This is a genomic window from Burkholderia sp. Ac-20349 (assembly GCF_017104865.1).
GTDB lineage: Bacteria > Pseudomonadota > Gammaproteobacteria > Burkholderiales > Burkholderiaceae > Burkholderia > Burkholderia aenigmatica.
The window spans coordinates 1-25,633 of record NZ_JAAGPM010000006.1; the positions used below are offsets into that span (position 1 = coordinate 1).

Below are 25,633 nucleotides of genomic sequence, written 5' to 3' on the forward strand. Positions count from 1 at the left end.
CTGTCGGGCGGCAGTGGCGGCATGCCGCCCGCGAGTGCGCCGAACAGCGACGCCATGCCGTGCCGCACGGCGGCCGCGCGTTGCGCGAGATCTTCCGATTCGGCCTTGCCGAGCGCGAGCAGATCGTCGATGCCGTAGATGCCGGCGAACAGCGCGTGCCGCTTGGCGTCGGCGGGCGCCGCCGCGAGGCCTTTGCGTTGCGCGGCGATGACTCGCGCAACGTCGGCCGTGACGCGCGTCACCAGCGCTTCCAGTTTCGCGCGCACGTCGCGCGTGCCGAGCAGCATCGACACGAGGCTCAGGCACAGGACGCCGATCACGACCGTCGAGCCGCGCCCGATCACGTGCTCGAAGGTCAGCTCGGGATGCTGCATCGCGCCGTAGGTCGCGAGGCCGATCGTGTAGCCGGCCACCACGGTGCCCGACGCGCGGAAGTGCCGCAGCAGCGTCATGCCCGCGACGCAGACGCCGAGCCAGAACGCGAAGCCGAGGATGAACAGCAGCGGCTGCTGCGCGAAGCAGCCCATCAGCACGAACGCGACGACCATCCCGGCGATCGTGCCGACCACGCGCCACACGCCCTTGCCGATCACGGCGCCCTGGACGGGGTTGATCACGAGCAGCACCGTCGACGCCGCCGAGTACGGTGTTTCCAGTGCGAGCAGGTACGCGACGCCGAGCGCGAGCGCGGCGGCGATGACCGAGCGCACGACATACGCGCCACGCGGCGTAAAAATGTCGATGCGCGCGATCAACGCCGCGGCCGCGCGGTTCAGGCGGCTGGGCGGCGCGACGGCGGGCGTTTGATCTGCTGCGTCATGCACTGCGCTCGCTCCGTGAGAAAGGACGAAGCCAGTCTACGGTCGAGCCATGGATGCGGAACAGTGACGTCTTTGCACTCGACGAGTGCGTGCGACGCATGCGTCATGCGTGCGCCGGATGCAGTGCCGGCTGGCCGGTGCACAGCCCGCGCACGACACGCCGCAGCCACTGGTGCGCGGGGTCGCTCTGGAAGCGCGGATGCCACGCCTGCGTGATCAGCACGGTTTCGAGCGGCACCGGCAGTTCGAACGTGCGCACGCCGAGCCCGGCCTGCACCGCGCCGCGCGCGAGATGCTCGGGCAGCGGCAGGATCAGGTCCGACGCCTGCAGTGCGAAGATCGCCGCATACGGTGTCGGCACGACGAGCAGCACGTGCCGCGCGAGCCCGCGCGCGGCGAGCGCGTCGTCGATCGGTCCCGCCGACTTGCCGCGCCGCGATACGCCGATATGCGGCCAGCGCGCGAACTGCTCGGGCGTGATGTCGTCGTCGAAGATCGGGTGGTCGTGGCGCGCGAGACCGACGAAGGTCGTCGTGAACAGCGGCTGTACGCGAATCTCCGGCCCGAGGCGGCGCGACGCGCTGATGAACAGGTCGATGCGGCCGCTGCGCAATGCGTCGTCGTCGATGTCGTCTTCCTCGGGCATGAGGCGCAGCATCGCGCGCGGCATCCGGCGTGCCATCTCGTCGAGCAGGCAGCTGCTGTGCAGGCCGACGAAGATGTCGTTCGCACGCACGTTGAACTGCTTGTCGAGCGTGCCGAGATCGGTTTCCGCGGACGGGGCGAGCAATTGCGACGCGCGCTCCACGGTTTCGCGGACGACACCGCGCAGCTCGAGCGCGCGCGGCGTCGGCACCATCTTGCGGCCGGCCTGCACGAAGATCGGGTCGCCGACCGTTTCGCGGATGCGCGCGAGCGTGCGGCTCATCGCGGGCGGGCTGAGGTTCATGCGGCGTGCGGCGCCGACGACGCTGCCTTCTTCGAGCAGTGCGTCGAGCGCAATCAGCAGGTTCAGGTCGGGTGCCATCGGTTTCTCCGTTTCATCGCGTGCACGCCGTGCAATGGTCGTGCGGGATGTGCGCGCGTAGCGTGACTGCAGCGTACGCAACGATTGCGCGTGGCATCACGCGTGACGCACGCATCGGTGGTGCTATTGCCTGGTACCGGCATCGGGTGGCGGCAAACACGCCGGGCTTCGGCGCCTGCCCGTCGTGGTCGACCGCCGGGCAGGCGAGGCATGCCGGACTTCATGGAAATCTCGTGCATCGATGTGCCGCCGTTGTCAGCAAAAGGGAAGCGGTGCCGCGTCGAATGCCTTCCCCCAGCGGGGAGACAGGGAAATTCGCAATGTGCCGCTGCGAATGATCCAATCATGGGATGATTGGATCATTCGAATCTTACATGATGCAAGGCCGGCCGCAAGTGTTGCCCGGTTGTCCGGGGGAGTTTCACCCGCTAGCGGGCGCGCCGGGATCGGTCCGCGCCTGAAAGGCGGAGCGACGTGATCGCGGCCGTCGCCGCGTCGTGAGGGGCGGGCCCGTCAGCCGGCGGGCGTCTCGTGGGGCTCGTGCGTCTCGAGCCAGGTCATCTGCGGCTTGAGGATCGCAAGGGTCGCGCGAACCGCCTTGTTCTCGTCGCGCTGCTCGATCGCGTCGAGCAATGCCTGGTGCGCCTGCAGGTCCGGCTCGGGAATCGCGGCCTTGTCGAGTTCGACGAGGACGTCCTCGATATTCGCGAGGATCGAGCCCGAAAAGTAGCGATACAGCGCTTCGAGCGCGTGATTGTGCGACGCGGCGGCCACGGCGATGTGAAACGCGCGGTCGCGCTCGACGAACTTCTTCACGTCGCGCGACGCTTCGCGCTCGCCGCGCGCCTTCAGCAGCTTGCGCAGCGTCGCGAGATCCGCGTCGGTGCGCCGGCGTGCCGCGAAGCGCGCGCACTCCGTTTCGAGCATGCATTGCAGCTCGAGATGGTCGCCGCGCGCGGCGCGATCGACGTTGCGCATCGTGTCGGCCGGATCGACATCGCGCCGCACATAAGTGCCGTCGCCCTGGCGCACGTCGAGCACGCCGGAATACGCGAGCGTGCGAACGGCCTCGCGTACCGTGTTGCGTCCGACCTCGAGCTGTTTCGCGAGATCGAGCTCGGTCGGAATGCGCTGACCGACCTGCCAGATGCCGGAAGTGATATTGGATTTGAGGATTTCGATTGCCGATTCGACGAGCGAGTGTCGGGTGGCCGGGGGCAGGATGGACATGCGTGTTATGTGTCGCTTGGAATCGAAGAGTGCCGCCATCCTATCATCCGGTCATTCGTTCATTCCCGCGCGATCTCGCGCCGTCTGAAACTCGTGCCGGTAGGCGAATAAACCCGGTAATCCCCCGGTCATGACGAAGAGAATGTTTTGGTCGGGGGCGTAACGACCTGAGGTAACCCCTTCGATGAGCCCCGCAAACGCCTTTCCGCTATAGACAGGATCGAGCAAGAGTCCTTCTTTTGAGGCCAGCAGCCGGACAGCCTGGCGCATGGCGTCCGTGGGGATACCGTAGCCGGGGCCGAGTTGCGAGGCGTCGACGCGAACGGCCTCGGGCGAGATTTCCGTATCGCGATTGAGGATACGGGCCGTCTGCTGCGCCTTGTCGAGCGTGGCGCGATGCGCTTCTGCGGCGGGGGCATAGACGGTGTAGCCGTCGACTTCGATCGTCCCGGCCCCGAGTGCCGCAAAGCCGGCAATCAGCCCGGCATGCGTGCCTCCACTTCCGTTGGGCACGATGATGCGATCGAAGTGGTTACCTTGCGCCCGGGACTGCTGGACGATTTCCGCTGCGCACGCAGCGTAGGCGAGGCAGCCAACCGGACTCGATCCACCGAACGGACAGATATAGACACGCTGCCCTGACGCACGCAGCTCGTCTGCACGGGCGATGGCGTACGCCATCGCATCGGCCGAAGCAGGCAAATCGTGCACGCGTGCGTTGAACAGGCTGTCGAGCAGGATGTTGCCGCTTTCAACGTAATCGGCGTCGTCGCGCGGCACGGAGCGTGTGAGAACCACCTCGCATCGCATCCCCGCGCGGGCCGCCGCAGCCGCGGTCAGCCGTGCGTGATTCGATTGCCTGGCGCCAACCGTGATGACTGTTTCGGCGCCTGACTGCAATGCCTCTCCGATCAGGAGTTCCAGTTTCCGCAATTTGTTGCCGCCGCCGCCCACGCCGGCTATATCTTCCCGCTTCACATGAATGGTCGCACCGCCGAGATAGGCGCTCAGGCGCGGCAGGGGGTGAATCGGCGTTGCGTCGTCGAGCAGAGGGTAACGCGGTATCCGGATCGAGTCGAAGCCGAACAATCCCTGGAGGGTCGCTCGCGCATGGCGCGCGAAAGAGGTTGGCGCGTTGAAAGTCATGCGAGTGCCCGATCGCGATTGATGCCCGCGAGACAGATCTGCTCGCAGAGCTGTGAAAACGCAATACCGGATGCGGCCGCGGACTGCGGGAGCAGGCTCGTGGCGGTCATGCCCGGCAGCGTGTTCACTTCGAGACACCAGAGCATGCCCTGCGCATCCAGCATGAGGTCCGTGCGGCTGTAGCCGTCGAGTTCCAGTAGCGCGTGAGCGCGCAACGCGATCCGTTGCGCCGCTTCGAGCGTGGCCGCTGGCAAGGTGGCCGGAAATTGCTCATGCACATGTCCCGCCTGGTACTTCGACCGGTAATCGAAAATCGTCCCCGGCTCGATGACGATTTCACCCACGCTCAGTGCCTGTGTGCCCAGCACGCCGACCGTCAGCTCTCGGCCGGCGATGTACTGCTCCACCATCACCTGCGTGTCGAACTGCCGAGCGAGGCGCACGGCGTTTTCCAGTTCGTCGGGAGCGCGCACCAGCGACAGGCCCACTGTCGAGCCCTGCCGATTCGGCTTGACGATGAGCGGAAAGCCGACGCGCCGGGGTATGTCATCGAAGTCGCACGGCAGCATCAACCAGCGCGGCGTGCGGATGCCGCCGGAGGAGAACAGCTGCTTTGTCATGTTCTTGTTCATGGCAATTGCACTACCCACGTGTCCGCTGCCCGTATAAGGCACGCCCGCCAGGTCGAGCATCGCCTGAATGGTGCCGTCCTCGCCGGCGCCGCCGTGCAGCGCGAGAAATGCGACATCGGCTTCGGTCAGCTCGCGATAGCGGAGCAGGTCGAAGACAGCTGAGGGCGATTGCGCAGATGCGCCGGACGGCGGCGGTGCGTCCTTTATCTGCGAGGTCAGGAGAAGCGCATCTTCTTCGGGCGAGAGCGGGCCGCGAGCGGTGTCTATTGCCACCACGCTGTGACCGGCGCAACGCAGCGCCTTGATCACTTGAGTGGCGCTGGAAATGGAGACGTCGCGCTCTGCGCTGGCGCCGCCGAAAAGTACCGCGATCTTGAGTGTGGAATCACGCATCGTTTTCTTCACGCGATGGAAAATGGTGGGACGACAGCCAGAGCAGACAGGCCTGAGCGATCGAGGTCGACGGTTCTGCCAGTCAATGGGTTGCGGACACGAAGTGCAGCGACGGCATGCCCGCGTTCTCTGCTGTGGCTGGCTACTTTAGGTAGCAATTTCATCCACGTATACTTATCGTTTTTGTGGTTATGCATTAGCCATTTTTAACGATCCACATTGTGGAGGTATGCGTTGGAAGTCGGGCGACTGAAGGCACTTCTGGAGTTGGCCAGGTATGGCACGATGGCGGCCGCCGCTGAAGCGTTGCACCTGACGCCATCGGCTGTTTCACAGCAGATCTCGCAGCTGGAGGAGGAGGCGGGTGTCAAACTGACGGAGCGCGTCGGCCGTGGCGTCAGGCTCACGCCGGCGGGGCACGCATTGGCAGGTCACGCCGAACGGGTGATGGTCGTACTGGACGAGGCGCGCTCGGAATTGGCAGAGCTGCGGCGCGAGATGGTGGGCGAACTGCGCGTTGCCGCGTTTCCGTCGATTGCTTCGCTTGTCCTGCCTGACGTGCTCAAGAAGCTGCGGCCCGCGTATCCTCGCCTGGAAATCGGGCTTGAAGAACTGGAACCGATTGACGCGGTCGCGGCACTCCGGGCGTGGCGAACGGACATCGCACTGATTGACGATCTTTCGATCAAAGCGGGCAATGACCAGGAGAACATCGAGGTTGTACCGCTGGCGGAGGACGTCCTTTACGTGGCGGTCGCGACCGATCATCCGTTGAGCAAGATGCCATCGCTGGGTGTTGCCGATCTTCGGCACGAAACCTGGGCGATGGAATCCACGTGGAGTACCTTCGGCGGTTTCGTCATCGACTTATGTCGCCGCGCCGGCTTCGAGCCTCGTATCAACGCGAAATGTCGCGGATCCGAAATGGTCGAAGCCATGGTGGCCTCGGGCTGCTCGGTGTCGGTTGCCCCCGGGCTCCGGGTACTGCGGGCACCGGCCGGCGTGGCGTGGGTCAAGTTGAAACCGGAGGTGCGGCGCAAGATTTACGTCGCCTATCGCCGCGGGGAGCGTAACCACCCGATGATCAAGGTATTTCTCAAGGAAGTGGTTGAAACCGTCTCGAGCGTTCTCGGCTAGCTGAATCGGCGGCGGGAACCCCTGAGCGCTCTTATGGGCAGCCACGGACCTTGGATGTCCTGCTTGCGTGGGCAGCATGGGCAGCACGCAGGCCGTATGTACGATCAATGTGCAGTGGTGTGCGCCGGGCCCATCTTGTTGCAATCCGGTGACCCGCGCAACGCGCATCCACGCATCCACGATGCGCATTGGCAGGCCGTTGAAATATCCCGGTCCGTCCTGCGCGATGTCGGTTCCCGAGATCAAGGAAGAGCAGGCCGATGCGAGGCACGGACGGTTACAACGAATCGTTGTTCCGCACGGTGAGGCTGGAAGAATGTGTTCCGCAGACGCATCTGCTGCGACAGGTCATGGTTCGTGGTCCAGAGAAAGTGGACCAACTGTTGACCCCGACGATGGCAGCCTGCAACCGACACGATTGAGATCGCTGGCCGCGTTGCGCCCGCAGAGCGCCTGAGGTACCGGAGTGGGCGCCGGGAAGCCCACGACGTTGATTCATTCGCATTGAAATCGGGCGAATGAGCCGAAATCGAACGCTTCGCGGTGGTTATCGCGAACAGCGGATGGAAAAATACGGCAGGCCGGACAGTCATTCAACGACCTGCTAGAGAAGCAACGAATGACTCATTGCGCGCAGGCAGGCCGTCAGCAATTGACTTGGGAAGATGCCAAGCACGACGACTGCGACGCCGTTCAGCACGAGGATCACGCGCTTGCTGAAATCGCCCGAGATCGGCGTCGCATCCTGCGGTGCATCGAAGTACATCAGCTTTACGATGCGCAGGTAGTAGAACGCGCCGAACAGCGACGTGATCACGGCCAGCACGGCCAGCCACGTGAGGCCCGCGTTGACGGTCGCCTCGAGCACGGCGAGCTTCGCGTAGAAGCCGACGGTCGGCGGGATACCTGCCAGCGAGAACATCATGACCATCATCACGAACGCGAACACCGGGCTGCGCTTGTTGAGGCCCTTGAAGTCGTCGATCGTTTCGGCTTCGAAATCGCGGCGCGCAAGCAGCATCACCACGCCGAACGAGCCGAGCGTCGTGATCAGGTAGACGATCGCGTAGAACATCGCCGAGCTGTATGCATTCGCCGGTGCCGCCGCGTCGCCCTTCACGATACCCGCGAGCAGGCCGAGCAGCACGAAGCCCATGTTCGAGATCGCCGAGTACGCGAGCATCCGCTTGATGTTGCGCTGGACGATACCGGTGATGTTACCGACGATCAGCGACAGCGCAGCGAGGATCACGAGCGCGGTTTGCCAGTTCTGTGCGAGCGGCAGCAGGCCCATCACCAGGAAACGCAGACCCCACGCGAACGCGGCCACCTTCGGGCCGCCGCCGACGAGCAGCGTGATCGCGGTCGGCGCGCCCTGGTAGACGTCCGGCACCCACATGTGGAACGGCACGGCGCCGAGCTTGAACGCGACACCGGCGACGATGAAGACGACGCCCAGCATCAGGATGGCCGAGTCGATGTCGCCTTCGACGGCTCGGTACACCTGACCGAGTTCGAGCGAGCCGGTCGCACCATAGAGCATCGAGATGCCGTACAGCAAGAAACCCGACGCGAGCGCGCCCAGCACGTAGTACTTCATCGCGGCTTCGCTCGACTGCGCGGCATCGCGGCGCAGCGCGACGATCGCGTACAGCGGCAGCGACATCAGTTCGAGACCGAGGTACAGCGTCAGGAAGTTGTTGCCCGAGATCATGATCAGTTGGCCGAGCAACGAGAACATGGCGAGCAAAATGGTGTGATCCCGGAATAGATTCCTGCTCTCGAGGTACCTTCGTGAGTAAACGAGTGTGACTGCGAAGCCCAGCGACACCACAGACTTCATCACGCTGGCAAATGAATCGACGACGATCATTTGCGAGAAATAGTAGTACCGTTGCGGCTCCGTCGAGGCATAGGCGAACCAGAATCCTGAAATCGTGGTTGCTACTACGGCGATCCAGTAGATCGCGCGCGTCGACTTTATTTCAGACGTGAAATCTCCTACTCGCGACGACAGGACGATTGCAATTACAAGCAGGAAATCTGGGAGCAAATGATGCAGGGGCGCGCTTGGCATGAGGTGTGCCTCGGAATACGGAAATGCTGATTGGATGTTTCTGAATTAACTAATCAATACTGCTAATCGCGTGTGATGAATGCCATCACTCGCTTGGCGATTCCGTTGATGGGTGGCGCATTTCACATCGGCATTCGAGTGTCGAACGCGACGGGATGGTAGCGACGCTGGGTCGTAAAAAGCGCGGCGGCTGCTATCACACTGCCATGCGGAATGCCCTCTGGATTCCGAGTCGAAATCGAGAGAGCAATCGCACGGACGATGCCTGCACTTTCTTGGGACATGCGGCCACCACAAACCGGGTGCCAGGTTTCTGAACTATGGGGTCAGGTTGGTGTGGTGGAATCCACGACATCAAGGCTTGCCGGCCGACATTGATCCAATGGCTGCGACGAATCAGGAGGCGAGTTTCATGATGACCAGGCCGCTGACAATCAGGACTGCGGCCACGATCCGCATGAGGCTGGCCGCCTCGCCAAGCACGAAAAGACCGACAAGAAACGCTCCGATCGCACCGATGCCAGTCCAGATCGTATAAGCCGTTCCCAAAGGAAGAACTCTCATGGACGCCGACAGCAGACCGAAGCTCGCAATCATGGTCGTGACCGTAATAATCGACGGCCACAATCTCGTAAATCCGAGGGATTGCTTCATGGAGAAGGCCCACACTATTTCCAATAGGCCAGCGAGAACGAGGAATATCCAAGCCATACGGCTCTCCTAGAAAAGAGCCGGGCCGTCCCGGACATGTCCCCTGGTGGGCGAGGGCGTGGCCTCTTGTTTGAAGGCGAATTGTAATGTCGCTCTTGAAAAATGGCAACTTCACGGCATCACGATCGGTCGATGCTGACGATCCGGCCGCCGGCGGGAATGCATCGCTCCGGCATGCGGCGCGGGTTGCGGCCGGCCGCGACGATGGGAGGAGCGGCAGCGTCGTGCTCGATGACTTGCGGTGCAGAATTTTAGGGCTCTCCGCCCCCGATGTGAACGCTTTTGCCGTGGGCGCGTCCCCGCTTCCGGCCGGAAGCGCCTGCCGGCACGCGGCACGAGCGGCGGAACAAGAGAAGCCGGCGGTCCGGAAGCCACCGCTCGCACCCGGCAACCCTGGCTCCGATCGCCCCGGCGTGGCACGCCGATTGCTCGCCAAATTCCCGAAACCGCCAAAACCGACTCCGGCCAAACCCGCATCCAGCCGGCCGCTTCCGGCCTTGCCCCCGCATCCCGTGGCCGATTTTGTCACCAGGTGGGCCGGATATGACAATAAGAATCGACCGCCACGGCATTACGATGGCTCACGTCGTCGCCTGGGCCTGAGCCGGTTTTACCGCATCGCGCCCTGTAGCGCCCCTCATATACCGTCTGATTGGAACATCGACCATGAGCTATAACGCCCCCGTCAAGGACATGCTGTTCGTGCTGAAGGAACTGGCCGGCATCGACGCCGTTGCACAGTTGCCGGGCTTCGAGGATGCCGGTTACGACACGGCGCAGGCCGTGCTCGACGAGTCCGCGAAGTTCTGCGGCGAGGTGCTGGCCCCGCTGAACGTCGAAGGCGACCGCAACCCGAGCAGCTGGAAGGACGGCGTCGTGACCGCGACGCCGGGCTTCGCGGAAGCATTCCGCCAGTTCGTCGAAGGCGGCTGGCAGGGGCTGCAGCATCCGTCCGAATACGACGGCCAGGGGCTGCCGAAGCTGATCGCGACGCCGTGCATCGAGATGCTGAACGCATCGAACCTGTCGTTCGCGCTGTGTCCGCTGTTGACCGACGGCGCGATCGAAGCGCTGCTGACGGCCGGTACCGACGAGCAGAAGCAGCGCTATGTGCCGAAGCTGATCTCGGGCGAATGGACCGGCACGATGAACCTGACCGAGCCGCAGGCGGGCTCGGATCTGGCGCTGGTGCGCTCGCGCGCCGAGCCGCAGGGCGACGGCACGTACAAGGTGTTCGGCACGAAGATCTTCATCACGTGGGGCGAGCACGACATGGCGGACAACATCGTCCACCTGGTGCTGGCCCGCACGCCGAACGCGCCGGAAGGCGTGAAGGGCATCTCGCTGTTCATCGTGCCGAAGTTCCTGGTCAACGAAGACGGCTCGCTGGGCGCGCGCAACGACGTGCACTGCGTGTCGATCGAGCACAAGCTCGGGATCAAGGCGAGCCCGACGGCGGTGCTGCAGTACGGCGACCACGGCGGCGCGATCGGCTACCTGATCGGCGAAGAAAACCGCGGCCTCGAATACATGTTCATCATGATGAACGCAGCGCGCTTCGGTGTCGGGATGCAGGGCATCGGCGTGGCCGACCGTGCGTACCAGAAGGCCGCGGAATTCGCGAAGGAACGCGTGCAGAGCCGTCCGGTGGACGGTTCGGCCAAGCAGTCGGTGACGATCATCCATCACCCGGACGTGCGCCGCATGCTCGGCACGATGCGTGCGCTGACCGAAGGCGCACGGGCGCTGGCCTATGTGGCCGCTGCGCACAGCGACATTGCCCACCGCCATTCGGACGAGGCGACGCGTGACCGTCATCAGGCAATCTACGAGTATCTGGTGCCGGTGGTGAAGGGCTGGAGCACGGAGATGGTGAACGACGTGGCGAGCCTGGGCGTGCAGGTGCACGGCGGGATGGGCTTCATCGAGGAGACGGGTGCGGCGCAGTACTACCGCGATGCGCGGATCCTGGCGATCTACGAAGGCACGACGGCGATCCAGGCGAACGATCTGGTCGGCCGCAAGACGATGCGCGACGGTGGCGCGGTGGCGAAGGCGCTGATCGCGGAGATCGGCGAGACGGTGGCGGCGCTGGGCAAGCTGGACGGTGCGGCGGCCGCATCGGTGAAGGCGCAGCTGGAGAAGGGCGCGAAGGCGCTGTCGTCGGTGGTCGATTACGTGGTGGCGAACGTGAAGCAGGACCCGAACGCGGTGTTCGCGGGCAGCGTGCCGTACCTGAAGCTGGCGGGCGTGGTGCTGTGCGGGTGGCAGATGGGCCGCGCGCTGGTGGCCGCGCAGGCGAACCGCGCAAGCGACCCGGCGTTCTTCGATGCGAAGATCGCGATCGCGCAATGCTATGCGGAGCACGTGCTGGTGCAGGCGGGCGCGCTCGAAGCGTCGATCGTCGGCACGAAGGGCAACGAGGGCGTGCTCGCGTTGACGGAAGACCAGTTCTGACCGGCTGACGGTCGGGACGCAGGAGGAGACAGGATTTTGACCACACAGGACTTGCTCGCGCAGTACGGCCCGCGCGAATCGATGGAATACGACGTCGTGATCGTCGGCGGCGGCCCCGCCGGGCTGTCGGCAGCGATCCGGCTCAAGCAGCTGGCCGCCGAGAAAGGCACCGAGATCGGCGTGTGCGTGCTCGAGAAGGGCTCCGAGATCGGCGCGCACATCCTGTCGGGCGCGGTGATGGATCCGCGCGCGATCAACGAACTGTTCCCCGACTGGAAGGAACGCGGTGCACCGCTCGACGTCGAGGTGACGGAAGACCGCTTCCTGTTCCTGTCCGAGAAGAGCGCCGTCACCACGCCGAACTGGGCGTTGCCCGCCAACTTCCAGAACCACGGCAACTACGTGATTTCGCTGGGCAACGTCACGCGCTGGCTTGGGGCACAGGCCGAGGCCCTGGGCGTCGAGATCTTCCCCGGCTTCCCGGCCGCCGAGATCCTGTACAACGACGACGGCTCGGTGAAGGGCGTCGCGACCGGCAACATGGGCGTGGGCAAGGACGGCGAGCCGACCGAGAACTTCCAGCTCGGCATGGAGCTGCACGCGAAGTACACGCTGTTCGCCGAAGGCTGCCGCGGCCACCTCGGCCGCCAGCTGATCTCGAAGTTCAAGCTCGACGCGAACGCGGATCCGCAGGCCTACGGGATCGGCATCAAGGAGCTGTGGGAAATCGACCCGGCCAAGCACAAGCCGGGCCTCGTGATCCACACGGCCGGTTGGCCGCTGAAGTCCGATACGTACGGCGGCTCGTTCCTGTATCACATGGACAACAACCAGGTGGTGGTCGGTTTCGTGGTGGGCCTTGGTTACACGAACCCGTACCTGTCGCCGTTCGAGGAATTCCAGCGCTACAAGACGCATCCGTCGATCCGCGCGTTCCTGGAAGGCGGCAAGCGCGTGTCGTACGGCGCGCGCGCGATCACCGCGGGCGGGCTGCTGTCGCTGCCGAAGACGGTGTTCCCGGGCGGCGCGCTGATCGGCGACGACGCAGGCTTCCTGAACGCATCGCGGATCAAGGGCAGCCACGCGGCGATCAAGACCGGCATGCTCGCGGCCGACGCCGCGTTCGACGCGGTGCAGGCCGGCCGCCAGAGCGACGAGCTCAACGCCTACCCGGACGCCTTCAAGCAGTCGTGGCTGTACACGGAGCTGCACCGTGCGCGCAACTTCAAGCAGTGGATGGCCAAGGGGCTGTATCTCGGCACGCTGATGGTCGGGCTCGAACAGAAGGTGATGGGCGGCAACGTGCCGTGGACGCTGCACCACAAGCATGCCGATCACGAGATGCTGAAGCCGGCGTCGCAATGCCAGCCGATCGAGTACCCGAAGCCGGACGGCAAGCTGACGTTCGACCGGCTGTCGTCGGTGTTCATCTCGAACACGAACCACGAGGAGAACCAGCCGGCGCACCTGACGCTGAAGGATGCGAGCGTGCCGGTGAACGTGAACCTGCGTACGTACGCGGGGCCGGAGGGGCGCTTCTGCCCGGCGGCCGTGTACGAATTCGTGAAGAACGACGACGGCAGCGATCGCCTGGTGATCAACGCGCAGAACTGCGTGCACTGCAAGACCTGCGACATCAAGGACCCGACGCAGAACATCGTGTGGGTCACGCCGGAAGGCAGTGGCGGGCCGAATTACCCGAACATGTAACGCAACGTATCCCCGCGCCTGCGGGCGCGAACGAACCGGAGTGAGACGATGAGCAATGCATCGAAAGAAGTCGTGGTGGTGAGCGGTGTCCGTACCGCGATCGGTGATTTCGGCGGCAGCCTGAAGGATTTCTCGCCGACCGATCTCGGCGCGAAGGTCGTGCGCGAAGTGCTGTCGCGCGCGAACGTGCCGGGCGATGCGGTCGGGCATGTCGTGTTCGGCCACGTCGTGAACACCGAGCCGAAGGACATGTATATCGCGCGCGTCGCGGCGATCGACGGCGGCGTCGCGCAGCATACGCCCGCGCTGACCGTGAACCGCCTGTGCGGTTCGGGCCTGCAGGCGATCGTGTCGGCCGCCCAGACGATCATGCTCGGCGACGCCGACGTCGCGATCGGCGGCGGCTCGGAGAACATGAGCCGCGCACCGTACACCGTGCCGGCCGCGCGCTTCGGCCAGCGCATGGGCGACGGCAAGCTCGTCGACATGATGCTCGGCGCGCTGCATGACCCGTTCCAGACGATCCACATGGGTGTGACGGCCGAGAACGTCGCGGAGAAGTACGGCATTTCGCGCGACGCGCAGGATGCGCTGGCGCTCGAATCGCATCGTCGCGCGGCGCGCGCGATTGCGGAAGGGCGCTTCAAGGATCAGATCCTGCCGATCTCGATCCGCACGAAGAAGGGCGAGGTCGCGTTCGACACCGATGAGCACGTGCGTCACGACGCGAGCGAGGACGATTTCACGAAGCTGCGCCCGGTGTTCAAGAAGGAGAACGGCACCGTGACGGCCGGCAACGCATCGGGCATCAACGACGCGGCCGCAGCCGTGCTGATGATGAGCGCGGACGCCGCGCGCGCACAGGGCGTGAAGCCGCTCGCACGCCTCGTCGCGTATGCGCACGCGGGTGTCGATCCGGCGTACATGGGCATCGGCCCCGTGCCGGCCACGCAGAAGGCGCTTGAACGCGCAGGCCTGAAGATCACCGATCTCGACGTGATCGAGGCGAACGAGGCGTTCGCTGCCCAGGCGTGCGCGGTCACGCAGGAGCTCGGTCTCGATCCCGCGAAGGTCAACCCGAACGGCTCGGGCATCTCGCTCGGTCACCCGATCGGCGCGACCGGTGCGCTGATCACGGTCAAGGCGCTGTACGAACTGAAGCGCATCGGCGGGCGTTACGCGCTCGTGACGATGTGTATCGGCGGCGGCCAGGGGATTGCGGCGATCTTCGAGAACATCTGATAATCGAACGCTCAGCACCCGAACACACAGGAAATTTCATGGCCATCGAAATTGTCGGCGTCGTGGGCGCCGGAACCATGGGTAACGGCATTGCGCAGACCGCCGCCGTTGCGGGACTCAATGTCGTGATGATCGACGTCAGCGACGCCGCGCTCGAGAAGGGCATCGCGACGCTGAAGGGCAGCCTCGAGCGGCTCGTGTCGAAGGACAAGCTCGACGCAGCCACGCGCGATGCGGCGCTGGCGCGCATCACGACGTCGACCGACTACGCGAAGCTCGCTGCGGCCGATATCGTGATCGAAGCCGCGACCGAGAACGTCGAGCTGAAGGGCCGCATCCTGAAGCAGATCGAGGCCGTTGCGCGGCCCGAAGCGATCATCGCGACCAACACGTCGTCGATCTCGATCACCGCGCTTGCGGCGCCGCTCGCCGATCCGGCGCGCTTCGTCGGCATGCACTTCTTCAACCCGGTGCCGCTGATGCCGCTCGTCGAGATCATCCGCGGGCTGCAGACGAGCGACGCGACCGCGTCGGCGGTGCGCGCGCTGACCGAGCGTTTCGACAAGTCGCCGATCGGCGTGCGCAATTCGCCGGGCTTCGTCGTGAACCGGATTCTCGTGCCGATGATCAACGAGGCGTTCTTCGTGCTGGCTGAAGGGATCGCGTCGGCGGAGGAGATCGATGCGGGGATGAAGCTGGGTGCGAACCATCCGATCGGACCGCTCGCGCTGGCGGATCTCGTCGGTCTCGACGTGTGCCTCGCGGTGATGGACGTGTTCGTGAAGGACTTTGGGGATCCGAAGTATCGCGCGTGCCCGTTGCTGCGTGAGATGGTGACGGCGGGGCGCCTCGGGCGCAAGACGGGGCGTGGGGTGTACGACTACGCTTGATGACTGCTGCAGATAGTCTGCGAACCCGCGAAACTACGCAAAAAGCCCTGAATGCCGTTTGGCCTTCGGGGCTTTTTTCATCCTCGTGCGCTGAATGAATTTGCGCTTGTTCGGGCAATCGGGCCATTTTTGGCCCGGTCGAGCCAAAAATGGCCCGATAAATTCTCTTTCTTTTCAATGGGTTGATTTTGATCGGGCCAAAAATGGCCCGATTTCCCCTCAAAAAAGACGATTTCTTTTGAGATTCGTGTTGCCGGATATCTGGCGGATGTCTCTCAAATACCCCTAACGCATTGATCCTGAAGGAATAGCGCGACAACGCGTGTGGATTGGCACGGCTATTGCATAAAGAGCCCATGCCATTCCGGCGCCAAGGCCCAACCGGCCTTTTCGACAATAACTTCAAGGAAGCAGCCAATGCCGACTCCCGCCTATATCAGCATCCAGGGCAAGACCCAGGGCAACATCACGCAGGGCGCCTTCACCGCCGACTCGGTGGGCAACGTGTACCAGGAAGGCCACGAAGACCAGATCCTGGTCCAGGAAATCGAACACCTGATCGCGACGCCGACCGATCCGCAGAGCGGCCAGCCGTCGGGCCAGCGCGTACACAAGCCGTTCACTTTCACCGCACCGCTGAACAAGGCCACGCCGCTGCTGTACCAGGCGCTGGCGGCGGGCGAGACGCTCCCGGAAGTGGAAGTGAAGTGGTATCGCACCTCTACTGAAGGCAAGCAGGAGCATTTCTTCACGACCAAGCTGGAAGACGCCACGATCGTCAACATCAACACCGCGCTGCCGCACGCGCAGGACCCCAGCAAGGCCGAGTACACCCAATTGGTGAAGGTCTCGATGGCGTACCGCAAGATCACCTGGACTCATGCGATCGCCGGTACCGAGGCTTCGGACGACTGGCGCAAGCCGCAGGAAGCCTAAGTTCGGGCGGTCCGAGCGACCAGTGCATACGCCGGTCGCTCGGCGCACGTGTAGATCGACGGCTCGATCATGGACCGGTAAGGAATGCTTATGGTGATGTCATCCGACCTGCGTTTTACCTTCACTGCTGGCGACGAATCATTCGAGGTCGTCGAGTTCACGCTGCATGAGGGGTTGTCCGAGACCTTTCGCCTGGAGGTCGAACTGGCCAGTGCCAATCCGGCCATCGACTTTGGACAGGTGCTCGATCGGAATGGGCTGTTGACCATCTGGCAGGGTGGCCAGCCCGTGCGCTATGTGCATGGTGCGGTTTCGTCGTTCGTTCAGGGCGACACCGGCTTTCGGCGTACCCGCTACTCGGCGGTGGTCGAGCCGCGCCTCGCGCGGCTCAAGCTCTCGTCCGACTGGCGGATCTTCCAGACCCTGAGCGTGACCGAGATCGCAGTCGCCGTGCTCAAGGCGCATGAGCTGACGATGAACTACGAGCAACGCGCCACCAACGAACACCTCGCCCGTGAGTATTGCGTGCAGGCCGGTGATACTGACTACGACTTCGTCGAACGCATCCTGCGCGAGGAAGGTTTTTTCTACGCTTTCAAGCACGGCAAAGAGGGGCACCGGCTGATTCACTGCGATCGGCTGTTCATCTTCGGCCGTCTTGACGGCGAGCCGGTGATCTACAACCCGACGCCGGGCGGCGATCAGCCACAACCCAGCCTACGGACCTTCGCTTACACCGAGAACGTGCGTACTGCGCGCCAAGTGCAGCGCGACTACACGTTCAAGAATCCGCGCTTCAACCACGAGTACCCGCGTGACGGCACCGATCTCGACCATCAGGGTCGAGGCTACGCACGCTATGACTACCCGGGCCGATATAAACACGAAGCCAGCGGCAAGGCGTTCACTCACGATCGTCTGCGTGGCCACCGGCGCGATGCACGCGTGGCGTTCGTCAGTGGCGACGACGCGCGCTTGAAGCCGGGCATTGCTTTCGCGCTCACGGGCCACCCACGCGAGGACATGAACCGGAGTTGGCGTCCGGTGAGCCTGATGCATCACGGCAAGCAACACACCAGTCAGGCGGAAGAAAGCGCCGACGCACGACACGGCACGTACTACCGCTACGAAGCGGTACTGGTGCCGGACGATGCCGAATGGCGCGCCGAGCCGTTGCCGCACCCGCGCATCGACGGCCCCCAGCCGGCGGTGGTCGTGGGCCCGGAGGGTGAAGAGATCTACACCGACGAGTACGGCCGAGTGAAGGTGCAGTTTCCGTGGGATCGTCAGGGCCGGCACGACGAGCACAGCTCCTGCTGGATCCGCGTCGCGCAGAACTGGGCGGGCGCGCTGTGGGGCCATATGGCGATCCCGCGCATTGGGCAAGAGGTGATCGTCGACTTCTTCGACGGTGATCCGGACCAACCGGTCATCACCGGCCGCACCTACAACCGCTTGCAGCTACCGCCCTACGAACTGCCGCGGCACAAGACGCGGATGACGATCAAGAGCCAGACGCACAAGGGCGAAGGTTTCAACGAGCTGCGTTTCGAGGACGAGGCCGGACAAGAGGAAATCTACGTCCACGCGCAGCGCGATCAGAACATCCACGTCAACCACGACGAAACCACCTTCGTTGGCAATGACCGCAGCGAGCAGGTCGAGCACGACGAGACGATTGCGATCGGCAACGACCGCAAGGAGACGGTGGGGCACGACGAACAGGTCACGATCGGGCGGGATCGCCGACACGACATCGGCCAGGACGACTTTCTGACCATCGGCCGCAATCACACCATCACAACCGCGAAAGATCGCACCGAAGAGGTAGGCAATAGCCGCCGCGACAAGACGGCTGCCAACCACACGGTGGATATTGGCGGACATTACGCGCAGCACGTGCAGGGCCGTGTCGATATCGAGGCCGGACAGGCCATAACCACGCGGACTAATGTCATCGAGCTTCACGCTGGCGACGTATTCAGGCTGCGCGGTCCGGGCGGCACCATCACGCTGGACGATAGCGGCATCGAGCTGAACGGTGTCGGTATTTATCTCAAAGGTCCGCTTAGCGGCACAAAAAAGGGCTTGCGCAACGCCATCGACATGGCAGGTATGTTGGTTACTCCCGATCAGCCTCCGACGCTTTATGAAGAGGACGGTCTGATCGAAAGCACCTTTGCCTTAGATCAACTCACGAGCGTCGCGCGGCACAGCACGAAGGGTGAATTCACGCTGATGCTCGCGCCGATCTTCGGATTTGATATTCCTGCTCACACCTACATCAAGTTATACGATGGTCTGCGCCAAGGCACCATAGCCAACCCCGAACATCGGTTGGTGAAGCATGGCAAGTCGCCGGCCGACTACGACAACCATGAACGCATGGTTCGCGTGCATAGCATGGCAGTGGAGCGTGCACGTAGCGATAAAGACGCGTCTGGCCTACTATTGACTGCGCTGCTTCATGAATTTGGCCATCATATCGATAACGTGCTTCGGCGCGACCTCGCAGATCGCCACACCGATGGTTCTTCTACGTTGGAGGATGATAGCCCACTTGACGAAGGGGCGCGCTATGCATACCGCATGGCCCTGATCGACCTCGATATCGAATCGACTACCCAAGTCACCTATGCCCGTTTCTCCGGCCCTACAGGCAGCGGCCCGTTGACGCTTGACTATGCCGAAGCCTCACAGGCTATTCGTGCTCTGCAGGGAGGCGATGCCGACGCGCTTGAAGAAAAGGTCGGTAGCCGCGAAGCCTTTGGCGCAGGGCGTGGCGAACACCACGCCACGCAACCCAACAGTTCGTTTGGCCACGAGTCTATCGAGGATGCCCTTGGCGAGGTTGGCTTCAACGCACGACAACGCAAGCAAATCTACTTCGGAAACTGGCTGCGCGACTATTCACAATTGCTGGACCCTAGCATCGTCCGACCACCCAATGCAAAAAAAGATCTTTCCCGCTATCTGTCGCGAGACGTCCTGACACGCGTGGTTGATCTGCTTGCCTTGCGCGAGTTTCACACCATCCGTAATCAGATGGATCCGAGTGAAAGACTAGAGGTCGGCAAGAGTAAAACCCATTTGCTTAACCGTAACATGCTGGGCGTCTATCGCCCGAGCGAGCATATCGATAATCCCTGCAACTTCAAGCCTAGTCCCGCCGATCCACGCACTGTAGATCCCGCGTTCGAGCCGTGGGCGCTGACGGGAGATCCTCGTCTGGCTGTTGACCCAATCACTTCGATGAAGCGGTATATCGTTGATTCCAAGATGTATATGGGCGAGCAATTGGAAGACGCACTAAAGGATGGGACTGAAGCGAAACGCTTTCGCCACTTTGGTGCTGCGCTGCATGTTTTAGAGGACTATTTTTCCCATTCAAATTTCGTGGAGCTGAGTCTGCGCAAATTCTACCCCAACGTACTGGCCTGGACAGCGCCGCGCCATCGGAAGCAAAGTCGGCACGCTTTGCCAGTGGTCACCGGGATGTTCGGCTCGCTGGATGTCGTCGCCAGCCTTGCCGAACCCATGGCGCAACTGGTGTTTCCTATAGACGAGAGGGAATTTAAGGCGATTCGGCCGGGAGAGCGTTCGGATGGCGAGAGAATGTTGGCGATTCTGTTAGAGGACCATAGCGATTCCAGATATTTGGTGGCCTTCAATCGCTACTTGGCAATGCGCGACACCATTGCGGGCTTACCGCATTACGAGCGAGTGTCGAAAGTAGGCTGGCTGCTGGGAACGCCCGTGCGCTACGCCCTCAACGCCTACAATCAAGTCTTCCAGGCGATGCTTCAACTGGTTGGCAACAGCGTGGACGATGTGCAAACGCACACAGGCAGTGATCCTAATGCCGACGCGGGCCTTGATCCGACGCACTCTCAATTGGCTAAGGATCATGACGTGCACCCTTTCCATACGTTGGCAGCAACATTGGCTAGGCAAGCGGTATGCAGCGTCGGCCAGGTGATGAAGGACCGGTGGGAGGGGCGTCCCGGCCCCGATCCGGTGGCAGTGGCCTCTAGCTACCTTGTCCATCCCAACGATTGCTATTGGCAAGACGCTACAGTCAAAGCGTGGGCCAAGGCTAATCCCGAGGCCATTCGTCGCGGTGCATCCCGCACCGAGCTGGAGCACCTTCATGAGGTGTATGGCAAACAAGTGCTGGATCGTTTATGGCAGATGGGACGGCATGGCGTGGCTGGCCGTGACTATATCCAGAAGCATTATGAAACGCTGTTTGGCGAAAAGAACCAACTCTCATGATGCCAATCAAGAACTCGCGATGGGCACGGCTGCTAGCAATACTCCTGCTATCCAGCGGGTGTAGCCGAGTTCAACCGGAACACCCATCCGCACCGGGGCCGGGCGTCGAAGAGGGTGTTATTCAGTTGTTGGACAAAATGCTGGAGCTTACCGAACGGGCCGATGATCTGGTGCATGGCGTACCGAGGAAAGCTTCGCGCGGCGCAAAGCCTGAATTGATTGTGGAGATCAATCGCATCACCTTGGATGGTCAACGGTTGGTGCTCGAAGCACCTGTCTCGGAATGGTGGAAAGTACTGGGTCCGCCTAGCCGACAAGATCGTCTCGGCGAGGTTCTAGTCTGGGATAGCCTCGGCATCGGCGTGACTACACGAGTGGATGAGGGTACGGAGAAAGCGCTCGCCAGCTTGGCGGAGCGATTCTACGATACCAACCCTACGTCTGACGAAGCATATGGAAAGCATAGAGAGAGAAGGAATCAGATGCTAGACAAGGCGCAGAAGAGCGGTGCTTACCAAGTCTCGTCGCTCTATGTGCGCCTCCGCGATAATTCAGGTCCCGATACGGACGCTGATGGCGAGCCTATGCTTCGCGGAGCCTTCAAGGGTTATCTGCAAGTCAACGGTGTGAGTGTGGATGCCGAGACGACCTTGCGGGAGATTTCGCGATGGGGTCGTAAATCCCGGCATCCGCTGTTTTACGACTGTCTTCGCCTGGACGAACTCCGCCGCTGCTCGGCCCACACGGAAGTGGTTGAAAATGGGCCAACGATGGATTTCGGCTTCAGCGTCGATGGGACCGAGCAGCGCCGCATCACCTCATTCTCGTTCTCGTGCGAGGGCTGTCCTCCGCCTGCACGGTGAGTGCGCCGAATGCCATACGGTTGTTGGCGGCACTCTTGCTACTTAGTGGGTGCAGTTTGCCTGACTGGCGCGCTCGTTCCTGGCGTGCAGGGTGCTGCGCGGTTGGCATATCCACGCATCGACGATGCCGATACGTTCTGTCATAAGGCGTCGGCCATCGAACCGATGCCAGGCCTGCGTGGGTATTATTCCACCTTCACTCCGAACTGCCCGATAGCCATGTGAGGGTGGTTATCAGGCAGTGCAAGATAGCGATGAGCCCGGCTTGCCGCTCTACGAAGACGGCGCGCCGGGTGGCGTGCTGGAGCGCTGACCGCTGGAGAGCAGTGGGACGCTCTCTTGTCGCATGTCAAGTTTGAATTCGACTGTGGCTTGCCTGCCCACCGGAGTCGCTACTCGCCGCTCGTCCTGCAACAACATGCGCGGCAGCACGAAGCCCTTGAACAACGGCTGGGTGAACGGATTGTTCGCCTTTTCCGTACTGATGCGATAGCGCATGCCGCCATCGGGGGCAGCAAAGCTGAGGTCGACACTGGTACTGGTGGCCCCGTTTAGACGAGCCTGACTGAGCAGGCGATAGAGCGACCATGGGCCGCGATAGATCAGCCCGCTGCTGCTGCCGCTGGCGTTGACCAGGGTCATGCGGCTTTCGTTGCTGGGCGCGAGCGTGTTGGGCCAGATGAGGGCGGTGCTGGTGGTGGGGCCGTGGTTGTAGGTGATCAGTTGCCCCTCGACGCTGAGCGCGCTGCTGCGCTTATTGGCGGCCAAGCCCAGCGGCTCGATGTAGAACTGCACACCCAATTGCCCGCGGTTGTTGAAGAAAGCGTCGCTGATTTTGTCGGCGGCCTTCAATTGAGTGAGTACGTCGTTACGCACGAGATATCCACCGAGGTGTTCCGAGTACAGCGCTTCGAGGTTGTCCTGGATGAACAGGTTGAGGTACTTGTCACGGAACTGCTGCAACTTGCCCTGCGGTCCGAAGAAGGTAGCGAAGTCGTCCAGAGATACTTCTTCACGGCTGGCTGGATTGAACGGATAACGATTGGCCAGGTGCTCGCGGTAGAAGCGGTAAACATCGGTGTCCCAGCGCTTTTCGAGTTCGCGCAAGGCTTCCACCAGCAACACGCGCGACGATTCATTGGCCAGTTTGCCGACCTGGTGATTCAATGGTTCGGGTAGTCCGCTGGCGATTCGCTGGAGGTTGGCGATGGGGTCCGGGCCTTTGAGGGCGAACCGATCGAGCACGATGTCGAGCGCGGCCTTGCCGCGATCTGGACTGTCGTGAACGGTCCGCACGGTATCCTGCACGGCACCGATGCTCTGCATGGTTTCGTCCAGATAAGCGGCACGTCCGCTCTTGGCGTCGAGCAACTGGCTCATGGGTGCGAAAGCGCGGGCAATGGTGATGACCGGCAGCGGCTCGTCCACGGTGCCGGCAGGCAGATCCATCTTGGCGGGCAGCGCAGCGGCCTTGACTTGGCTTCCTGACGCGTCGGTGCCGGCACCGTTGATGGGCTTGTTGCCAAGCTCGCTGTTGTCACGCACGGTTTCCACCAGGCGTCGTAACGGTGCCGCAGGGCTGGTCACGCTACCCAGGATGGTGACGGCCTGGCCGATGTCCTGGAAGTTGCGCACGGCGATGTGGTTGAGGTTGCGCTGCCAGGTGTCGATGTAGTCGCGGCTGTAGAGCGCGCGGATGCGGTCGGCCAGGGCACGTTTGTCGGCGTCGGAGTAGTCTATGTCGCGTCGTTCGCCGAGTGCCCACTGGTCGATCATGGCCAGCTCGGTGAGATCCTGGCTATGCGGGGCGAAGTAGGCGCGATAGCCCTTGGCGGTCAGCAGCGCGTCGATGCGACCGTTGGCGGGTGGGTTGGCACCCTGGGCAGACACGGCGCTTTCGGGTTCGTAGACGATGTCGTAGGCCGGGCCGATCTCATTGCGCAGATCCAGCGGGGCACGAAGCGAGGTACCGGCCTGGCGGCGCATGGTCATATATACGCGCTGCGGCAGCGGGATCGCGCGCAGTTCGCGCTGCACGGCCGACATGCGCTCCTGGTATTGCGGCAGACGGGCATCGGCGTACTTCATTGCGTAGTCGAGATGGCTCAGCAGCGCGCGCTGCACGCCGTTCTCGCCCGGGAAGGCGGCCTGCCACTGGGTCGTCATCCAGTTTTCCACGACCGGCGGCCGGCGGTTGGGCCGATCCTCGATCATGCGATAGACCCGCAGCGCGGCGAGTTGCGTATCACTGTCCGCACCGGGTGCATCGAGCTGCTGCATCACACCGCTTGCCAGCGCCGGCAGGAAGCGCTGCGATAGAAGGGCGAGATAGGCTTGGTCGACCTTCGGTCCGATCGTGCGTCCTTGGTACAGGCCCAGGTCGGCGACGATCGGCCACGCGTCGCGGTAGTCGCCATAGACGGCGACGGCACTGGCAATCTGGTTCAGCGGTTGCAGCAGATTACGGCCAGTCGGATCGAGTGCGCCGTCGATGGCGTGGGCGCTGAAGGCACGGCTACGCTCCAGTACGGCGAGCGCCTTGTCGCGGTTCAATGCGTAGTAGTGGTACCACGCGCCGATCACCAGCACGCTGCCGAGAGAGGCTACGCCGAAGCGTAGCGCCAGCGCGTGCTTCTTGTCGGCGATGACCTTGGGGTTATCGCCCGCGAGACCGGACTCCGGATACACGACGCGCTGGAACAGGTGCTGTGTGAAGTAGACCAGCGCGCGTCCGCTAGGCTGCATGACGTTGACCGGCTTGCGCAGAGAATAGGTCTGTGACGCGGTGGCGATGAAGGCGTTGTTGAGCACACCTTGCTGGTAGACCGATGAGAAGAATACCCCGCGCGGCAGCGCCGGGGTGACGTAGCGGTCGCTACCGAGGACATCGGCAAGGAAATCCAGCAGTACGGAACGCAGGCCGCTGAGCTGTCGGGTGAGCGAATACAGTGCCTCACGTTGCACCAGCTCGGACACGTCGGCCAGTGCATCGAATACCTGTTCGTTCAAGCGACGGAGGAACGTGTCGTAGTGCGTACCGAGTTCATCGAGCCAGGCGTCGTAGCGCTGGACTGAATCGAGGGTGAAGCTGAAACCAAAGATGTCCTCGCGAATCGAGCGGGGCAAGCGAGCGAACAGCGTTTCGAAACCTTCCAGCAGGTCGAACTTGCTGAGCACCACGTACAGCGGCGGCCGTGTGCCGAGCTGGCGGCTCAGTTCAGCCAGCCGTGCTCGCAGCAGTGCCGCAAGCGCTTTGCGGTCGCTCACGGTCTGGTGCGCAAGGGTTTCCAGGCTGACCATCAGCACGACACCGTTGAGCGGACGGCGGCTGCGGTTGCGGCCAAGCCAGCCGACGAAGCTGTCCCACAGCCGTGCGTGGAGATCTTCCGGGAGCGCGCGATGCCGCGCCAGCCTCGCAGGCAGGACGGACGGGCTTTCGCTTTCCGCTTGGTCTACGTCGGCGGCTTGTGCAATCCGTGGCTGGCTGATCAGCTCGCCGGGCGGATCGATCAGCACGGCCTGGTCACCCATCCACCAGTCGATGGCGTAGATCTTGTCAGGGTCCTCTTGCATGCGTCGACTGCCGGCCTTCATTTCGCCGGTGAGCGAGAAGGTCTGCCCGGATCGATTGACGAAGCTTGTCTTGCCTGAATTCTCTTGCCCCAGCACCAAGTACCACGGCAGCTGGTACAGCGCCTGGCGGCTCTTGAGATTGGCTTGCAGCGTGGCGAGGCTGTGATCGAGGTCACGCTCCTGCGCCTGCACGTAACGCAGGCACGGATCAACCTTCCGGTCCTCTACCTGCTGTCGTTCGGCTTCCAGGCGTTGCGTGCGTTTGCGCAGGCGCAAGGCCCACATCAGCAGCGGCAGCACGAGCAGGACGACGGTTGCCAATGCTCGTGCGGTAAGGCTGCCCAGGGGCCGGTAGGTGCCCCAGATCCACTTGGGTCCGAGCCACCAGATGGCGGCGAGCGCGAGCGCCACGAGCAGCAGTTGCAGCAGAGGCGCACCTTGCCGCCCCCAGCGCAGCAAGCGCCACCCGTAACGTTGCAGATTCGACCAGATGTTCCCCATGAAGATGCTCCT

16 protein-coding genes and 1 pseudogene are annotated in these 25,633 nt (G+C 62.9%); 9 read left to right on the top strand and 8 right to left on the bottom strand.

Going from position 1 to position 25,633, the window contains the following annotated elements; genetic code table 11:
* From G3N61_RS03705 to G3N61_RS03725, 5 genes are all read right to left on the bottom strand, one after another.
* Positions 1-824, bottom strand: an 824-nt coding sequence (locus tag G3N61_RS03705; protein ID WP_205821597.1) for an FUSC family protein, incomplete at its 3' end; no start/stop codon positions are given.
* A 100-nt stretch (positions 825-924) separates the two neighbouring features.
* Entirely contained in the window at positions 925-1,848 is a 924-nt protein-coding gene (locus G3N61_RS03710; RefSeq protein WP_089454256.1) for a LysR family transcriptional regulator, read from the bottom strand.
* 513 nt (positions 1,849-2,361) lie between these two features.
* Entirely contained in the window at positions 2,362-3,117 is a 756-nt protein-coding gene (locus G3N61_RS03715) for a FadR/GntR family transcriptional regulator (protein ID WP_241017554.1), read from the bottom strand.
* A 12-nt stretch (positions 3,118-3,129) separates the two neighbouring features.
* Entirely contained in the window at positions 3,130-4,224 is a 1,095-nt protein-coding gene (locus G3N61_RS03720; protein WP_205821598.1) for a D-cysteine desulfhydrase family protein, read from the bottom strand.
* Positions 4,221-5,249 (bottom strand): D-alanine--D-alanine ligase, encoded by a 1,029-nt coding sequence (locus G3N61_RS03725; RefSeq protein ID WP_089454259.1) that lies wholly within the window; start codon positions 5,247-5,249, stop codon positions 4,221-4,223. The genes G3N61_RS03720 and G3N61_RS03725 overlap by 4 nt, the downstream gene beginning before the upstream one ends.
* A 234-nt stretch (positions 5,250-5,483) precedes the next feature.
* Between G3N61_RS03725 and G3N61_RS03730 the strand changes: the two genes are divergently transcribed.
* Positions 5,484-6,386, top strand: a complete 903-nt coding sequence (locus G3N61_RS03730) for a LysR family transcriptional regulator (RefSeq protein ID WP_043185820.1) — start codon at positions 5,484-5,486, stop codon at positions 6,384-6,386.
* A gap of 338 nt (positions 6,387-6,724) precedes the next feature.
* A pseudogene (locus tag G3N61_RS03735) lies at positions 6,725-6,843 on the top strand (IS5/IS1182 family transposase); the annotation flags it as partial.
* A 147-nt stretch (positions 6,844-6,990) separates the two neighbouring features.
* Here the strand turns inward: G3N61_RS03735 and nuoN are convergent.
* Both nuoN and G3N61_RS03745 read right to left on the bottom strand, forming a co-directional pair.
* Positions 6,991-8,463 (bottom strand): NADH-quinone oxidoreductase subunit NuoN, encoded by a 1,473-nt coding sequence (nuoN, locus tag G3N61_RS03740; RefSeq protein WP_205821599.1) that lies wholly within the window; start codon positions 8,461-8,463, stop codon positions 6,991-6,993.
* Positions 8,464-8,859: 396 nt separating this feature from the next.
* Complete coding sequence (locus G3N61_RS03745; protein ID WP_043185827.1) at positions 8,860-9,174, bottom strand: SMR family transporter; 315 nt, start codon at positions 9,172-9,174, stop codon at positions 8,860-8,862.
* A gap of 666 nt (positions 9,175-9,840) precedes the next feature.
* Here G3N61_RS03745 and G3N61_RS03750 point away from each other — a divergent pair.
* The 7 genes from G3N61_RS03750 (at position 9,841) to G3N61_RS03780 (ending at position 21,547) form a co-directional block, all read left to right on the top strand.
* Positions 9,841-11,631: an acyl-CoA dehydrogenase gene (locus G3N61_RS03750; protein ID WP_043185829.1), complete on the top strand. Its 1,791-nt coding sequence runs from the start codon at positions 9,841-9,843 to the stop codon at positions 11,629-11,631.
* Between the two features lie 36 nt (positions 11,632-11,667).
* Positions 11,668-13,341, top strand: coding sequence for an electron transfer flavoprotein-ubiquinone oxidoreductase (locus tag G3N61_RS03755; RefSeq protein ID WP_205821600.1), 1,674 nt, complete (start codon positions 11,668-11,670; stop codon positions 13,339-13,341).
* Positions 13,342-13,389: 48 nt separating this feature from the next.
* Positions 13,390-14,583: a beta-ketothiolase BktB gene (bktB, locus tag G3N61_RS03760; protein WP_089454271.1), complete on the top strand. Its 1,194-nt coding sequence runs from the start codon at positions 13,390-13,392 to the stop codon at positions 14,581-14,583.
* A gap of 38 nt (positions 14,584-14,621) precedes the next feature.
* The gene (locus G3N61_RS03765; RefSeq protein WP_089454272.1) at positions 14,622-15,473 is read left to right on the top strand and encodes a 3-hydroxybutyryl-CoA dehydrogenase; all 852 of its coding nucleotides are present in this window, start codon (positions 14,622-14,624) and stop codon (positions 15,471-15,473) included.
* A gap of 417 nt (positions 15,474-15,890) precedes the next feature.
* Positions 15,891-16,409, top strand: a complete 519-nt coding sequence (locus tag G3N61_RS03770) for an Hcp family type VI secretion system effector (protein ID WP_089451102.1) — start codon at positions 15,891-15,893, stop codon at positions 16,407-16,409.
* Between the two features lie 96 nt (positions 16,410-16,505).
* On the top strand, positions 16,506-20,684 hold the full coding sequence (gene tssI, locus G3N61_RS03775) for a type VI secretion system tip protein TssI/VgrG (protein ID WP_241017555.1): 4,179 nt from the start codon (positions 16,506-16,508) through the stop codon (positions 20,682-20,684).
* Positions 20,685-20,821: 137 nt separating this feature from the next.
* A complete protein-coding gene (locus G3N61_RS03780; RefSeq protein ID WP_143331242.1) occupies positions 20,822-21,547 on the top strand; it encodes a hypothetical protein in 726 nt (241 codons plus the stop codon).
* A gap of 273 nt (positions 21,548-21,820) precedes the next feature.
* Here the strand turns inward: G3N61_RS03780 and tssM are convergent, their stop codons facing one another.
* Complete coding sequence (gene tssM / locus G3N61_RS03785; protein WP_089454729.1) at positions 21,821-25,621, bottom strand: type VI secretion system membrane subunit TssM; 3,801 nt, start codon at positions 25,619-25,621, stop codon at positions 21,821-21,823.
* Positions 25,622-25,633: the final 12 nt, after the last annotated feature.

What these genes read in the sequence shown, in the direction of transcription:
- bktB (WP_089454271.1), top strand. Translation starts at nt 13,390, where the DNA reads ATGAGCAATGCATCGAAAGAAGTCGTGGTGGTGAGCGGTGTCCGTACC.
- tssI (WP_241017555.1), top strand. Translation starts at nt 16,506, where the DNA reads ATGTCATCCGACCTGCGTTTTACCTTCACTGCTGGCGACGAATCATTC.
- G3N61_RS03780 (WP_143331242.1), top strand. Translation starts at nt 20,822, where the DNA reads ATGCTGGAGCTTACCGAACGGGCCGATGATCTGGTGCATGGCGTACCG.
- G3N61_RS03715 (WP_241017554.1), bottom strand. Translation starts at nt 3,117, where the DNA reads ATGGCGGCACTCTTCGATTCCAAGCGACACATAACACGCATGTCCATC.
- nuoN (WP_205821599.1), bottom strand. Translation starts at nt 8,463, where the DNA reads ATGCCAAGCGCGCCCCTGCATCATTTGCTCCCAGATTTCCTGCTTGTA.
- G3N61_RS03765 (WP_089454272.1), top strand. Translation starts at nt 14,622, where the DNA reads ATGGCCATCGAAATTGTCGGCGTCGTGGGCGCCGGAACCATGGGTAAC.
- G3N61_RS03750 (WP_043185829.1), top strand. Translation starts at nt 9,841, where the DNA reads ATGAGCTATAACGCCCCCGTCAAGGACATGCTGTTCGTGCTGAAGGAA.
- G3N61_RS03770 (WP_089451102.1), top strand. Translation starts at nt 15,891, where the DNA reads ATGCCGACTCCCGCCTATATCAGCATCCAGGGCAAGACCCAGGGCAAC.
- G3N61_RS03720 (WP_205821598.1), bottom strand. Translation starts at nt 4,224, where the DNA reads ATGACTTTCAACGCGCCAACCTCTTTCGCGCGCCATGCGCGAGCGACC.
- G3N61_RS03745 (WP_043185827.1), bottom strand. Translation starts at nt 9,174, where the DNA reads ATGGCTTGGATATTCCTCGTTCTCGCTGGCCTATTGGAAATAGTGTGG.
- G3N61_RS03710 (WP_089454256.1), bottom strand. Translation starts at nt 1,848, where the DNA reads ATGGCACCCGACCTGAACCTGCTGATTGCGCTCGACGCACTGCTCGAA.
- tssM (WP_089454729.1), bottom strand. Translation starts at nt 25,621, where the DNA reads ATGGGGAACATCTGGTCGAATCTGCAACGTTACGGGTGGCGCTTGCTG.
- G3N61_RS03725 (WP_089454259.1), bottom strand. Translation starts at nt 5,249, where the DNA reads ATGCGTGATTCCACACTCAAGATCGCGGTACTTTTCGGCGGCGCCAGC.